Raw genomic sequence first — 14,774 nt, forward strand, 5'->3', positions numbered from 1 at the left:
AGACTTTATTTATCAATCTAAAGAAAATAATTAGTTGAAAGACTTCCACATTAAATATATAATGAATACAATTTGTAAAACAGAGGTGTAAAAATGTTATTAGTAATAGATGTAGGAAATACTTCCATAACTTGGGGTGTCTTTAAGGGAGGAGAGCTGGTCAATGACTTTAGGACTTCTACTGTGAAGACTAGGACATCTGATGAGTACGGTCTTATCTTTATAAATACTCTTCTTCATGCCAACATAGACCCACAAGATATCGAAGACGTAATTATTTCTTCAGTTGTGCCAAACCTTATGCACACACTTCCTTCTATGATTATAAAATACTTTAACAAGAGCCCAATGGTTGTGAGCACAGACCTTGAACTTGGACTTAATATTAAATACGACAATCCAAAGCAAGTTGGGGCAGATAGAATTGTCAACGCCGTTGGGGCTATAGAACTTTATGGCGAGCAATCAATTATAGTTGACATTGGAACTGCTATGACTTTTTGCGTTGTCGATAAGGAAAGAAATTATCTTGGTGGACTTATTATGCCAGGAATTGGAATTTCTGCTGAAGCTCTTTTCATGATGACTTCAAAGCTTCCAAAGATAGAACTAATTGCACCGAAAAAAGTTATTCAAGCTGACACAGTTGGTGCAATGCAAGCAGGACTTTACTACGGCTACACTGAAATGATTGATGGGATTGTTGCAAAGCTACTTAAGGAATTAAATTGGAAGGAAGAAGACACTAATATTATTTCAACTGGTGGCTTCTCCACAATGTTAACTAAGGATTCAAAATATAATTTTATTATTAACAAGTTCTTAACACTTGAAGGTTTAAAAATTATTTATGAAAAGAACAACAAACTTGAGGGAATAGATTGAGAGTGATTTTTTGTTAAAGATTTTAGCACCCATGGCAGGCTACACAGATATAGCCTTTAGGGAAGTGGCTACTGAAAAGGGCGCAGACATAACTGTAACTGAAATGGTGTCGGCCATGGCACTTGTATATGAAAACAAAAAAACTATAGACCTCTTGGACATATCTCCTAAGGAGAAGAAAGTTGCAGTCCAAATCTTTGGCAGCGACCCAGATGTCATGGGTCAGGCTGCAAGAATTTTAAATGATTACGACTTTTCTTATGTTGACATAAATATGGGCTGCCCTGCACCAAAGATTGTAAAAAATAATTCGGGCTCCCATCTCCTAAGTGACCCCTCACTGGTTTACGATATTGTAAAGTCTGTTGTAAAAAATTCTAACAAGCCTGTCACTGCAAAGGTCCGTAAGGGGATCGGTGGTCTATCTTCCATGAAGGCTATAAAAAACATTGAGGTGGCAGGTGCGACCTTTGTCACAGTTCACGGAAGAACGAGGGAAGAATACTACACAGGTAAGGCTGACTGGGACTTCATAAAAGAAGTGAAGGCAAATGTTAAAATTCCTGTCATAGGAAATGGAGATGTTGACAGTCCAGAAGATGCAATAGAAAAAATAAATTATTCCAAGGTTGATGGTCTAGCAATAGGTCGTGGGGCAATAGGTAACCCTTACATCTTTAATCAAATAGAAGAACTTATAAAAACTGGCGACTACTACAAGCCAAGTGACAAGGAAAAATTACTTTTAATGATTGATGAGCTTGAAAGAAAAATTTCTTACAAGGGAGAGAAGCTTGGCATACTTGAAATGAGAAAGGTCTATGCAGAATATTTTAAGGGAATGAAGGACTCCAAAGAAGTTAGGAACAAGCTAAACAACTTAAAGGACAAGGAAGAAATTTTAAAAACAATAAGTGACTATATAGATAAAATTTAAATTTTCAAACTCTGTAATCTTTGCAGAGTTTATTTTTTTATAAAATTAAAAAAGTTGATGAAAGTCCTCTAGTCGCTTAATCTTCTTGACATTTAGAAGCCTATAAATTATAATGGCTTAGATTAAAAGGTTTTGTGAAAGGCGGCTGACGCCTTATTTTTTATATAATTGAGGGAGAGAGAGTTTTGGAAAAAGATATATTTTTTACACCGGAAGGTTTAGAAAAAATCGAAAATGAAATTGAGTATTTAAAAACAGTTAGAAGAAAAGAAGTTTCTGAAAGAATTAAGGTAGCTCTTGGCTATGGTGACCTTTCTGAAAACTCTGAGTATGACGAAGCTAAAAACGAACAAGCACAAGTTGAAGAGAGAATCGCTAAGCTTGAAATGATGGTTCGTAATGCTAAAATTATTGATGAAAAAGATTTAAATACAGATGTTGTCAACATAGGATCCAACGTAAAAGTTAGAGAACTTGACACAATGGAAGAAGACGAGTACACAATTGTTGGTTCAGCAGAAGCAGACCCACTTGAAGGAAAAATTTCTAACGAATCACCAGTTGGTTCAAAACTTATTGGCAACCGTGTTGGCGATGTAGTTGAAGTTGAAGTTCCAGACGGAATTATCAAGTACGAAATTTGTGGAATAACTATTTAGGAGGCAGTTTGTGAAGAAAACAGAAGATGCAAATCTAAATGAAATGCTTTTGTTAAAGAGACAAAAGCTTGATGAATTAAAAAAGGAAGGCAAAGACCCCTTTGTCAACGAAACTTATGATGTAACTGCACATTCAGTGGGAATTAAAGAAGAATTCAACGAAGCAGATGAAAGAGAAGTTTCTATTGCTGGACGTATTATGAGCAAGAGACGTCACGGAAAAATTTGCTTCCTAGACCTTAGAGACTCAGAAGGCAACATCCAAGTTTTTGCAAGAAAGGATGTCCTTGAAGATAAATACGAAGACGTTAAGGGCATTGACATTGGAGATATTGTCGGCGTTAAGGGAATTGTATTTAAGACAGAAGCTGGAGAAATCACAGTTCGTGCAACTGATATAACTCTACTTTCAAAGTCCCTACAAATTCTTCCAGAAAAATTCCACGGACTTAAGGACCCAGACCTAAGATACAGACAAAGATATGTTGACTTAATTGTAAATCCTGAAGTTAAGGATGTATTTATTAAGAGAAATAAAATTATCAAGAAGATAAGAGAGTTCCTAGACAATAAGGACTTCCTAGAAGTTGAAACACCAATCCTTGGTACCGTAGCAGGTGGAGCAAACGCAAGACCTTTCTACACTCACCACAACACTCTTGACATTGATATGCAACTAAGAATTGCAAATGAATTATTCCTAAAGAGACTAATTGTTGGTGGCTTCGACAAGGTTTATGAAATGGGCAAGATGTTTAGAAACGAAGGAATGGACACTAGACACAATCCTGAATTTACAAACATTGAACTTTACCAAGCCTATGTTGACTACGAAGAAATGATGAGAATAACTGAAGACCTATTTGAATACGTAGCTCTTGAAGTTCTTGGAACAGATACAATTAACTACCAAGGAACAGAAATTTGCCTAAAGGCACCTTGGAAGAGAATTACCATGATTGATGCAGTTAAAAAATATGCTGACGTTGACTTTAACGAAATTGATACAGACGAAAAGGCAAGAGAAATTGCAAGAGAAAAGGGCATTGAAGTTCATGAAAATGACACATGGGGCAAGCTTCTTTCAGAAATGTTTGAAGAATTCTGTGAAGAGCACCTTGTTGAACCAACTTTTGTAATTGGTCACCCAGTAGATGTTTCTCCACTTGCAAAGAGAAATCCAAAAGACCCAAGACTTACACAAAGATTTGAAGCCTTCATTAACACTTGGGAATTTGCCAATGCCTTCTCAGAACTTAATGACCCAATAGATCAAAGACAAAGATTTGAAGCTCAAGTTGCAGAAAAGGCAGCAGGAGATGACGAAGCTCACCCAATGGATTCAGACTTCATCAATGCAATTGAAGTTGGTCTACCTCCAACAGGTGGACTTGGAATTGGTGTTGACAGGATGATTGTCCTTCTAACAGATCAACCAAGCATTAGGGACGTATTATTATTCCCAACAATGAAACCACTTGGAGCTGAAGTTGCTGAAATAAAAGCTAACAAGGCTGCAGATGAAAAGGCAAGTGTAAAGCTTGACATGTCAAAGGTAAAGGTTGAACCTCTATTTGAAGACATGGTAGACTTTGATACTTTCTCAAAATCTGATTTTAGAGTTGTAAAAGTTAAAAATTGTGAAGAAGTTCCAAAGTCAAAAAAACTTCTTAAGTTTACACTTGATGATGGATCAGGACAAGACAGAACAATCCTATCAGGAATCAAAAACTTTTACGAAGCAGAAGAATTAATTGGCAAGACTCTTGTTGCTATAACAAACCTTCCACCAAGAAAGATGATGGGAGTAGACTCTTGCGGTATGCTTCTATCAGCAGTATGCGACTATGATGGCGAAGAATTATTAAATCTTGTAATGCTAGAGGACAAAATCCCAGCAGGATCAAAATTATATTAAAGAACACGCTAATTATGAAACTGGGGTTTGGTATGAATCCCAGTTTAATTTTTATAATTGGATTAATAGAATTATTAAGCTATAAAATGAAATCAATTTAAAGAAAAATAAATATTAGATAATATCAGACGATAGAAATTAAAAACTCTATCGTCTTTTTTTATACTGAAAATTAGGAAATAAGGTCTACAAGAATTTTATAGTTAAATCACTAAACAAAATAGAAAATAAGAAAGAAAACGAGGAGGAATAATATGGAATTTTTTACAGCTGGAGTTGGAGTTTTAAAGACATTTGTAACTGCAATTGGTGCAGGTTTAGGAGCATGGGGAGTTATTAACTTGATGGAAGGTTATGGTAATGATAACCGTGCGACACGTTCATAAGTGAAAAGCTTATGCACTAAGTCGAAGGACTGAAAGTTCAAAACTTAGGAGAACTGGCAATCTGATAGGTAGAATGACGGGGTAACGCCCTGAAATGCCTACACTGATACTCCGATTGGCAATGAATATTAGACTATTTCATTGTCAAAAGCTCGGTGAAGTCGGCAGAGAGTAGCCGTAAGACTGATATTAACATCAGACACGAAAGCTGTTCAGAGGTGGACGGTGCTACCTATATGTCGGGTGTCGAATACGCATGGTGAGAATGTGTATACCAAAGCACTGACGTACTTCCGAATGTAAGGGTCTAAACGTTTGAATTTGCCTAACGGCAATTCCCATCAAAGATGGGGTGTTTGTGGATGAGTAAGAATGGTTGTTATGAAAATCCATATATCGTTACAGGCGATATGGTGAAAACTAAACACAGGCTTAGAGGAAGAACCTAAACGTATTCAAAGATAAGATTGTCGGAACGTGGTAAGCCAAGAGCATGGAAGCAGTCTAATGCTAATGAAGTGTTGAATGGGAAAATGACTGAAAAAAAACAGCATATAACCATTCTTTATCTCGGTGAAAGTGGTGGCACAGTACCTATGAAGCGAAAATAATAAGTTCGTGGAGGGATAGCCACCAGTCACAGGAAAGTACAAGAACTGAAATTAAGACAAACACAGCTTCGAGTATGACAAAGAAAATCAAATCCGAAAGGAGATGGTGACTGTGTCCACTTCGAAACAAACACTGAAACAAAGCAAAATCCGTTATACGGAATACTATGACTTGCAAAAAGTCCTTGATGATTTATATGAAGATAGCGGTAATAATAAAGTATTTTCAAATTTAATGGAGTTGATAACTTCAAGAGAAAATATTAAACTTGCCTATCGTAGTATAAAAGGGAACAAAGGAAGTCATACGGCTGGGGTAGATGGCAGAACAATAAAACATCTATCAAGGCTAAATGAAGAGGAATACATTTCTCTCATACAAAAACAGTTTCATTGGTATAAGCCACGCCCTGTAAAGAGAGTGGAAATGCGAAAGCCTAATGGGAAAATTAGACCTTTAGGAATACCAACTATTGTAGATAGAATTGTACAACAATGTATCTTGCAAATATTAGAGCCGATATGTGAAGCCAAGTTTCATGACAGTTCCTATGGGTTTCGACCTAACAGGAGTACGGAACACGCTATTGCAGAATGTGCAAGACTAATGCAGATACAGCACTTACACTATGTAGTCGATATTGATATACAAGGATTTTTCGATAACGTATATCATGCAAAGCTCATAAGGCAGCTTTGGAATTTAGGAATCCAAGACAAAAAGTTACTTTGTATCATTAAGGAAATGCTTAAAGCAGACATAGTTATGCCCGATAAAAAGGTAATTACACCAACAAAGGGAACACCACAAGGCGGAATATTATCACCGCTACTATCTAATGTAGTCTTGAACGAATTAGATTGGTGGGTTTCATCTCAATGGCTGACAATGCCTACGCATTATCCATATAAACAGAGAACGAACAGTCAAGGAACAGAGATAAAAAGCCATACTTACAGAGCTTTAAGAACAAGCAACCTAAAAGAAATATACATTGTAAGGTATGCTGATGATTTTAAGATATTTTGCCGTAATTACTACGATGCAAAAAGAACCTATCAGGCAGTTACAAAATGGTTGCAAGACAGATTAAAACTAAATGTGAGTGAAGAAAAATCTAAAATAACAAATCTAAAACAAAGGTATTCGGAGTTCTTAGGATTTAAGCTTAAGGTTAAACCAAAAGGCAAAAAGTTTGTTGTACAGTCGCATATAAGTGATAAGGCACTGAAAAATGCAAAAGAAAATATTTCTAAATGTGTTGCGGATATAAAAAGACCTGCAAACGAAAAGGAACAGTACAAAGCAATAGCCAAGTATAATGCCACTGTTTCAGGCTTGCATAATTACTACCAAATAGCAACAAATGTAAGTTTGGACTTTGCTAAAATAGCCTTTCACATTAAAAAGCAGATGAACAACAGACTTGATATTAAAACCAGTGGAATGCTAAACAAAGGATTTATCAAAGAAAAATATGGAAAAAGTAAACAGCTTCGCTTCCTTAATGGACATCCGCTAATTCCAGTTGGATATATTAGGACAAAGGACGCAAAACACAAGAAAAAGGTTGTAAATAAATACACTGTAAAGGGCAGAGCTTTTATTCATAAAAATCTGCAAATCGATGTAGATACACTTGTTTGGTTGATGAGACATCCTGTACTTGATAAGAGTATAGAGTTTGCAGACAACAGAATCTCGCTCTTTGCAGCTCAATATGGCAGATGTGGGGTAACAGGTGTAAAACTTACACCAAACTATATACATTGCCATCACAAGATACCGCTTGAACAAGGCGGTACAGACAGTTATAGCAACTTAATTCTTGTTACAGAAGCAGTTCATATACTTATCCATGCAACAAAAGAAGATACAATCCAAAAATATATAAAAGAGCTTGGCTTAACGGTCAAGCAGATCGAGAAATGTAATAAGCTTAGAAAAATGGCAGGATTGCCACTAATTTAGAAAAAAATAATTTGTTACGAAGTGTGTAAGTCTTAGTTAAAACGTGAAAATCTTTCTTGTGATGGAACGCCGTGTGCGGTGAAAGTCGCATGCACGGTGTGAAGTGGGGGAAAATCCGGAGATAACATCAAAGGATTACCTATCACTATCTGGTGCTAAATCTCAAGGTATTAAGCAATTTATGGCAAAATAAGGACGGAATAACACAACAAATTCTCTAAAACAAATCACTAAACCAATATAAGATTGAATGAAATCAATATTCATGCTATAATTGAATAAATTTAATGAAGAGAAAAAGAGGGATATTATGGCACTTAACTATAAACCATTATGGATACAGTTAGCGAAAAAAGGATTAAAGAAAACAGATGTAATAGCTATGGCAGGACTAACAACAAATGTTATGGCACAAATGGGCAAGGATAAACCAATTACATTTAAGAATTTAGAAAGAATATGTAAGGCTCTATCTTGCACTCCTAATGATATTATTAGTTTTGAAGATGAATTTGAAAAAGAGATTTAAATTCTTATAGTTCTTTACACTTGATTTACAAGGGATCAAAGAAAATCTTAATAAGGGTTTCTAAAATTTTATTGAAATAATGTATAATTTGTTATAGCTTACTTACAATTTTAGAATTGTAATCTTTATATAGGGTGTTTTTATATCTTGTCAATGATTTTGTAAATATCTTTTAGATTGTAATTCAAAGTTTTGTGAGTAATTTATTTGAGAATTTACAAAACTTCTTAATACATGACCTGTATGTGTATAATGACATTGACAAGAAGACATCTGTGATTATAGATTTTAAATAACTATATAATTGTAAAAAAGTATAGCACTAATACTAGCAAGAAAATTTATACGAATTTAGTTGACACAACTAAGAAAAATTGCTCCCATTTACGAAATGGTTTATACTTCAAGAGAGGAGGTGAACTAAATTGATGAAAACACTTGGTATGTTAACAATCATCTGCTTAACAGCATCAATTATGATGGTGAATTTTATACTTATTATACCGAAATTTGGCTCGAAGCATTTCGGTGCACCCGATGATATCAAAGTTATGATGAGTAAGTTGCCAGATAAACCGATTTGGATCAATATAATCGGCGGACTTATCATGATACTTGGATTGCTAGCCATTGCAGCCGTTCTAGGCTGGGCAATTGTTGATACAGTAAAATTTAGTTTAACTTTTCAGCAAGCCTTTGTTAGATTTTTAATACTATTTGAAGGATATAAGCTTTTTGATATTATCTTTTTTGATTATCTCATGCTTACCAAGTTAAAATTGCCGACTAAAGTTTACCCAGAGACGGTTGGTGCTAAGGGTTATGATAATTTTGGTTTTAATGGGAAAAGTCAGATTGCAAAAATTATAATCTTCTTTTTCGTGAGCCTAATTTTGGCATATTTACTGACCGTTTTGGTTTAACTAGAAATTCATAACTTATAATGTTCAATTCGAATTCTTGGCTATTTATTTTAAGGGGCTGTAGCTTAAAAAAACTAATTATCAGAAATAGATATAAGCCAAGAACAGTTATATGAAGATGGGTTAGAGTGAAATATAAACGAAAGAAACTTCAATCTAATGAATGTGAGCATATCTTAAAAACAAGACAAGAACCATTCCTATACAAATATCTATACATGCAAATTCATATAAGATAAAGGCGTATAAAAAATTAGTTTAATCACTGCAATCACAATTTAAATTGTGGTGGTCGCAAGTCAAATTACGAACTTCACTAGGAAGTTTTCCCTTGTATCTTTTGTAATAAATGGAAAATTTGCTATGGGATGAGTATCCAACAGATTGAGCTATTTCTTTTATAGGAAGTTTGATATTTAAGAGAAGAGTTTCAGCTACATTCATTCTTTTTCTTTGGGTGTATTCTGTAATGCTCTGACCATATTTTTCTTTGAATAGATTTTTTAATTTAGTCCCGCTCATTGTAGATATTTTTTCAAGAGTTTCTTGGTTTACATTCATGGCGGAATGATCATCTAAGAATCTGGCTACATCTTTTATCTTTGTGAGAAAAATATGATAAAAAAGATAAACAAAAAGTTATAACATTCCAGATTGGGATTACATGGAAAGATATATAGAAAACGTAAAACTAAAATGTAATATAGAAATGTATAACATTTAGAAAAAAGACGATTAGAAAAGTAAAAACTAGTCGTCTTTTTTAATACAAGAAAGGAGATTTATATGAAAAAATTAGAACAATTAAGACAAGAGTCAAAAGAAATAAAAGATAAAATTGACGATACAGAAGAAAGATTAAGACAACTAAAAAATCAAGAAAAAAAGATATTAAAACAAGACATAGAAAAAAGAAGAAAAGAAAGAACACATAGACTCATAACAAGAGGAGCAATCTTAGAAAGCCTTATAGAAAATGCAGAAGAACTAACAGATGAAGAAATAAAAATCCTATTAGAAGAAGCAACAAAGACAAAAGCATAATTGAAAGATTTATAAATGAAAATCTAACATCACAAGGAATGATAGTAGATTATGCTATTCATGATGAGAGTCAAGACAAAAATGGGTAATTATCTTATGTAGGTTGAAAGTTTTACTAGGCTAAGAATAGATTTTTTACGAAAATTGTTACTTGTCCTAAAGCTTGGCAAGGTTCTAATTCTAATGAAAGTGATGGCAAAATTATGGAAGAAAAACTCATTATTAAAAAATTAAGAGAAGATTGCAGAAATGAAATCTACACAAATAAAGGAATTAACCCAATATTCCAGCTAAATCCAAAATCAAAAATTTTGATAATTGGGCAAGCTCCTGGGGAAAGGGTTGAAGAAACTGGTATTTTATTTAATGATAAGAGTGGGGAAAATCTTGTCAAATGGTTGGGTATATCGGAAGACGTCCTCCATAGTGAAGATTTTTCTATAATTCCAATGGATTTTTATTATCCTGGAAAGGGAAAATCGGGCGACAAGGCTCCTAGATCTTTTATTGCAAAAGAATACCATCCACTATTATTAGATGAATTGAAGGATATAAAGTTAACCATTTTGATAGGAGCCTATGCTCAAAAGTTTTATTTGAAGGATAAATTTAAGAAAAATTTAACTGAAACAGTAAAATCTTACAAAGAATTTTTGCCAGAATATTTCCCAATAGCTCACCCAAGTCCTCTAAACAATAGGTGGATAGCAAAAAATCCTTTTTTTAAAGAAGAGGTCTTGCCTGAGTTAAAGAAAATTGTAAAAAAGCTGAGATAAATTGTGTTTGTGAAAATTTATTGTTTACCATTTTTTTATGGTAATGGTCATCAACAAGGAGAGAAAATATTAAAAAATAAGTGCGAATATTTTATACGGCAAGTTTGAGCATTTGGTGGATGAGGATAATTTACAAATAACCCACCTACAAATCAAAAAGGGCGAAGAAATACCAAGTCACAAGTCAGATAAAAGTGTAGTACTTGTAATTTATAAGGGAAAGGTAGATTTTAAGGAAGAGAAGGGAAACCAGATAATAATCTCAGGTGATATAATCACAATGGATCCTAATGAAATCTATGCTCTTAAGGCTCTTGAGTATAGCGATTTGATGGTTATAAAAGTAAGAATTTAAGAATATATTCAGCTAAGATAGGCAGGTGGTTATTTTATCAACCTGCCTTTAATTTTTATATATTTAAGCAAAAATTTGGGACTCGATAAAAGTTTACAAGCTAATAATAATTTACAGGTTAGTAGAAGTTTGCGACTTAATAAAAGTTTGCAAGTTCATAAAAACTTATAGCTTAATAAAAACTTATTACTTTTTAATAGCTTATGACTTAAGAAAAATTATATTTTTATTTATATTCATAAAGCTTCTGTGGAACTTCAACTCTCAACAATTTATGGTATAATTTAAATGATAAATTGACAGAATAAATCGGAAAATAAGAGGTGTAATGTGAAAAAAACTATTAGAGATTTTGATTTTAATGATAAAACTGCCCTTGTTAGGGTTGACTTTAATGTTCCCCTAAAGGATGGCAAGGTTACTGGCGACGATAGAATTGTTAAGGCCATCCCAACTATTGATTATTTAGTAGAAAATGGAGCTAAAGTTGTATTAATGAGTCACCTTGGTAGACCTAAGGGAGAGTATAAGGAAGAGTTTTCTCTTGCTCCCGTTGCTAAGAGAGCTTCAGAACTTTTAAAGAAGGATGTTAAGTTTATCCCATCAAAGGAAGTTGTTGATGAGGAAGTTATTAGTCAAGTTAAGGAACTAAAAAAAGGCGAGGTCGCCCTTCTTGAAAACTTGAGATTTGTTAAGGGCGAAGAAAAGAACGACAAGGACTTTGCAAAGAAACTTGCATCACTTGGCGATATCTTTGTGAATGATGCCTTTGGAACTGCTCACAGGGCCCACGCATCAAATGTTGGTGTGACAGAATTCCTACCATCATGTGCAGGTCTATTAGTTGAAAAGGAAATTAAATACTTTGAAGATGCCCTAAGGAATCCAGAAAAGCCTTTTGCAGCAATTCTTGGCGGGTCAAAGGTTTCTGACAAGATTGGGGTAATAGAAAACCTGCTAGAAAAAGTTGACGTCCTAGTAATTGTTGGTGCCATGTCAAATACTTTCTTAAAGTCCAAGGGACTTGAAGTTGGAAAATCTCTTGTAGAAGATGACAAGTTAGACCTTGCGAGAGAAATTATGGCAAAGGCAGCAGAAAATCATGTTGAAATAATTCTTCCAAAGGACGTAATCGTTGCTCCAGAATTATCTGATAATGCCAAGGGAACTTTAAAAAAAGTGGAAGATGTTGGTCAAGATGACATGATCCTCGACATTGGAAAAGAAAGTCTAAAGGACATTGAAGGTTCTCTTTCTAAGGCAAAGACTGTAGTCTTAAATGGACCTTGTGGAGTTTTTGAAATTGAAGAATTCTCTCACGGAACTATTGAACTTGCAAAAATCTTGGCTAAGCTTGATGCCACAGTAATTGTTGGTGGTGGAGACTCTGTTGCTGCTGTTGAAAAGGCAGGAGTGGCAGACAAGCTAACTCACATCTCAACTGGTGGTGGAGCAAGTCTTGAAATGCTTGAAGGAAAGAAGCTTCCTGGTATCGAGGCAGTTGAAGAAGCATGAGAAAAAAATATATTTGTGGAAATTGGAAGATGAATAAGACTTCTTCTGAGGCCCTTGAATTTTCAAAAGAAATAAATAAATTTGAATTTAATAAGGTTGATGCCCTTCTTGCACCATCTTTTGTAACTCTAGAAAGTTTGAGAAAAAACTTGAAAGATGAAATAAAAGTTGCTGGACAAAATGTGTCTCAGTTTGATGAGGGGGCCTACACTGGCGAAGTTTCAACTTCAATGTTAAAAGATATTGGTGTAGATGATGTAATCATCGGTCACTCTGAAAGACGTGAAAAGTTTTTGGAAAATGATGAAATCATAAATGCCAAGGTAAAAAAAGCTCTTGAAGATGATTTGTCAGTAATTCTTTGTCTAGGAGAATCTCTTGAAATAAAAGAGGAAGGCAGGGAAGTTGACTTTGTTAGAGAAGAACTTTTAAATTCTCTTGATGGAGTTAAAAATATAGAGAAGGTTACTATTGCCTACGAACCTATTTGGGCAATTGGGACTGGAAAAACCTGCTCATCAGAAGATGCAGAGAAGATGTGCAGGGAAATAAGAAATATAATAGATGAAAAATACGGAGAAGTTTCTCAAAAAACAAGAATCCTTTACGGTGGATCTGTTAAGCCATCAAATGCGGGAGAAATTTTATCCAAGGGAAATATTGATGGGGTCCTAGTTGGTGGAGCAAGCTTAAAGACTAGTGACTTTATTGAAATTATAAAAGCTGGTGAAAGTCTATGAAGCCAACAATGTTAATAATCCTAGATGGATTTGGAATAAATGAAAGCGAAGTAGGAAACGCAGTTAAGCTTGCAAAGACTCCAGTTCTTGATGGGCTTTACAAGACTTCGCCTCACACAGAAATTTATGCCAGCGAAGAATATGTTGGCCTACCTCATGGACAAATGGGAAATTCTGAAGTTGGTCACTTAAATATTGGAGCAGGTAGAGTTATTTATCAAAACTTGACAAAGATTACTGAGTCAATTAAGTCAGGAGAATTTTTTAAGAATCCTGAATTTAAAAGGGCAATAGACAATGCCAAAGAAAATAATTCAAGCCTTCACCTCATTGGACTTGTGTCTAAGGGAGGAGTTCACTCACACCTTGACCACTTAAAGGCCCTAATAGAACTCATGAAGGAAGAGGGAATTGAAAAAACTTACATCCATGTAATTACTGATGGACGTGACGTTTCACCTCACGCAGCCCTTGATGATATAAAAGAACTCCAAGAAGAAATCGAAAAAGTTGGAAATGGAAAAATTGCCACAATTTCTGGCAGGTACTATGCCATGGATCGTGACAAGAGGTGGGAAAGAACTAAAAAATACTACGATAACCTAGTAAGTGATGTGGACTTCACTGAAGAAGACATTCTTTCTTATATAAAGTCATCTTACGACAAAGATGTTACAGATGAATTTTTAGAACCTGCCAAATTTGTAAAGGATTCTGAAATCAAAGATAAGGATTCAGTAATTATCTTTAACTTTAGACCAGACAGGGTTAGACAAATTACAAGAGCCCTTGTTGATGATGACTTCGCAGGTTTTGAAAGAGAAAAAATTAATACAGTCCTTGTTACAATGACAGAGTATGACAAGGAAATAAAAAATAAATTTGTTGCCTTTAAGGACGAGATACCAAAGGATACCCTGGGAGAAGTTCTTGAAAAAAATAAAATCAAGCAACTTAGGATTGCAGAGACAGAAAAATATGCCCACGTTACATTTTTCTTTAACGGTGGACGTGAAAAGCCCTTTGAAGGCGAGGACAGAATTTTAGTTCCATCTCCAAAGGTTGCAACCTACGACCTGAAGCCAGAAATGTCTGCCAATGAAGTTACAGATAAGGTAATTGAAAGTTTGGAAAAGAACAAGTATGGCCTAATAATTTTAAACTTTGCAAACCCAGACATGGTTGGTCACACTGGCGACTTGCAGGCAGCTATAAAGGCAGTTGAAACTGTGGACCATGACCTTGGAAGAATTTTAAAGGTCTTAAAAGAAAAGGATGGGGCAGCAATAATCACTGCAGACCATGGAAACTGTGAATACATGATTGATGACGAAGGCAATGTTGTCACAAGCCACAGCACAAATCTTGTTCCCCTATTTTTATTTAATAGGGATGAAGAATTAAGATCAGGTGGAGCCCTTTGCGACTTGTCGCCAACAATTTTAAAAATTATGGGACTAGATCAGCCAGAACTTATGACTGGCAAGTCTTTGTTTTAATAGAATTTACTAGAAATTTATTTTA

At 34.6% G+C, this 14,774-nt stretch carries 14 protein-coding genes and 2 pseudogenes; 15 read left to right on the plus strand and 1 reads right to left on the minus strand.

Features of this window, described 5'->3' with window-relative positions; translation table 11 throughout:
- Positions 1-93: 93 nt before the first annotated feature.
- From ACWPVO_RS07365 to ACWPVO_RS07405, 9 genes and pseudogenes are all read left to right on the plus strand, one after another.
- Positions 94-885, plus strand: a complete 792-nt coding sequence (locus ACWPVO_RS07365) for a type III pantothenate kinase (protein WP_250342323.1) — start codon at positions 94-96, stop codon at positions 883-885.
- A gap of 10 nt (positions 886-895) precedes the next feature.
- Positions 896-1,822: a tRNA dihydrouridine synthase DusB gene (gene dusB / locus ACWPVO_RS07370; protein ID WP_195445369.1), complete on the plus strand. Its 927-nt coding sequence runs from the start codon at positions 896-898 to the stop codon at positions 1,820-1,822.
- Between the two features lie 185 nt (positions 1,823-2,007).
- A complete protein-coding gene (gene greA, locus ACWPVO_RS07375; protein ID WP_005958008.1) occupies positions 2,008-2,481 on the plus strand; it encodes a transcription elongation factor GreA in 474 nt (157 codons plus the stop codon).
- A gap of 43 nt (positions 2,482-2,524) precedes the next feature.
- Positions 2,525-4,399 carry a lysine--tRNA ligase gene (lysS, locus tag ACWPVO_RS07380; RefSeq protein WP_454207962.1) on the plus strand — a complete coding sequence of 625 codons (1,875 nt, stop codon included), beginning with the start codon at positions 2,525-2,527 and terminating at the stop codon, positions 4,397-4,399.
- A gap of 169 nt (positions 4,400-4,568) precedes the next feature.
- Positions 4,569-4,652 (plus strand): annotated as a pseudogene (locus ACWPVO_RS07385) (single-stranded DNA-binding protein); the annotation flags it as partial.
- Position 4,653: 1 nt separating this feature from the next.
- A complete protein-coding gene (locus tag ACWPVO_RS07390) occupies positions 4,654-4,785 on the plus strand; it encodes a Maff2 family mobile element protein (RefSeq protein WP_454207528.1) in 132 nt (43 codons plus the stop codon).
- Positions 4,786-5,508: 723 nt separating this feature from the next.
- Positions 5,509-7,368 carry a group II intron reverse transcriptase/maturase gene (gene ltrA, locus ACWPVO_RS07395; protein ID WP_454206952.1) on the plus strand — a complete coding sequence of 620 codons (1,860 nt, stop codon included), beginning with the start codon at positions 5,509-5,511 and terminating at the stop codon, positions 7,366-7,368.
- Between the two features lie 274 nt (positions 7,369-7,642).
- Positions 7,643-7,897, plus strand: coding sequence for a helix-turn-helix domain-containing protein (locus tag ACWPVO_RS07400; protein WP_454207530.1), 255 nt, complete (start codon positions 7,643-7,645; stop codon positions 7,895-7,897).
- Between the two features lie 428 nt (positions 7,898-8,325).
- A complete protein-coding gene (locus ACWPVO_RS07405) occupies positions 8,326-8,820 on the plus strand; it encodes a hypothetical protein (RefSeq protein ID WP_004828926.1) in 495 nt (164 codons plus the stop codon).
- Positions 8,821-9,078: 258 nt separating this feature from the next.
- On the opposite strand, the pseudogene ACWPVO_RS07410 reads toward ACWPVO_RS07405, so the two are convergent.
- A pseudogene (locus ACWPVO_RS07410) lies at positions 9,079-9,420 on the minus strand (helix-turn-helix domain-containing protein); the annotation flags it as partial.
- A 186-nt stretch (positions 9,421-9,606) separates the two neighbouring features.
- On the opposite strand from ACWPVO_RS07410, the gene ACWPVO_RS07415 reads away from it, so the two are divergent.
- From ACWPVO_RS07415 to gpmI, 6 genes are all read left to right on the plus strand, one after another.
- Positions 9,607-9,864, plus strand: a complete 258-nt coding sequence (locus ACWPVO_RS07415) for a DUF3847 domain-containing protein (RefSeq protein ID WP_454207532.1) — start codon at positions 9,607-9,609, stop codon at positions 9,862-9,864.
- Between the two features lie 203 nt (positions 9,865-10,067).
- Positions 10,068-10,640: a uracil-DNA glycosylase family protein gene (locus tag ACWPVO_RS07420; protein ID WP_454207534.1), complete on the plus strand. Its 573-nt coding sequence runs from the start codon at positions 10,068-10,070 to the stop codon at positions 10,638-10,640.
- A 112-nt stretch (positions 10,641-10,752) separates the two neighbouring features.
- Entirely contained in the window at positions 10,753-10,995 is a 243-nt protein-coding gene (locus ACWPVO_RS07425; RefSeq protein WP_454207536.1) for a cupin, read from the plus strand.
- 330 nt (positions 10,996-11,325) lie between these two features.
- Positions 11,326-12,510, plus strand: coding sequence for a phosphoglycerate kinase (locus ACWPVO_RS07430; protein ID WP_454207538.1), 1,185 nt, complete (start codon positions 11,326-11,328; stop codon positions 12,508-12,510).
- On the plus strand, positions 12,507-13,250 hold the full coding sequence (tpiA, locus tag ACWPVO_RS07435) for a triose-phosphate isomerase (RefSeq protein WP_454207540.1): 744 nt from the start codon (positions 12,507-12,509) through the stop codon (positions 13,248-13,250). Before ACWPVO_RS07430 ends, tpiA begins: the two co-directional genes overlap by 4 nt.
- The gene (gene gpmI / locus ACWPVO_RS07440) at positions 13,247-14,749 is read left to right on the plus strand and encodes a 2,3-bisphosphoglycerate-independent phosphoglycerate mutase (protein WP_454207542.1); all 1,503 of its coding nucleotides are present in this window, start codon (positions 13,247-13,249) and stop codon (positions 14,747-14,749) included. The genes tpiA and gpmI overlap by 4 nt, the downstream gene beginning before the upstream one ends.
- Positions 14,750-14,774: the final 25 nt, after the last annotated feature.

It is taken from the genome of Peptoniphilus sp. Marseille-Q6390, from assembly GCF_965119475.1.

Coding starts and splice junctions, on each gene's coding strand:
- ACWPVO_RS07365 (WP_250342323.1), top strand. CDS start 94: ATGTTATTAGTAATAGATGTAGGAAATACTTCCATAACTTGGGGTGTC.
- lysS (WP_454207962.1), top strand. CDS start 2,525: ATGCTTTTGTTAAAGAGACAAAAGCTTGATGAATTAAAAAAGGAAGGC.
- ACWPVO_RS07405 (WP_004828926.1), top strand. CDS start 8,326: ATGAAAACACTTGGTATGTTAACAATCATCTGCTTAACAGCATCAATT.
- gpmI (WP_454207542.1), top strand. CDS start 13,247: ATGAAGCCAACAATGTTAATAATCCTAGATGGATTTGGAATAAATGAA.
- ACWPVO_RS07415 (WP_454207532.1), top strand. CDS start 9,607: ATGAAAAAATTAGAACAATTAAGACAAGAGTCAAAAGAAATAAAAGAT.
- tpiA (WP_454207540.1), top strand. CDS start 12,507: ATGAGAAAAAAATATATTTGTGGAAATTGGAAGATGAATAAGACTTCT.
- ACWPVO_RS07390 (WP_454207528.1), top strand. CDS start 4,654: ATGGAATTTTTTACAGCTGGAGTTGGAGTTTTAAAGACATTTGTAACT.
- ACWPVO_RS07420 (WP_454207534.1), top strand. CDS start 10,068: ATGGAAGAAAAACTCATTATTAAAAAATTAAGAGAAGATTGCAGAAAT.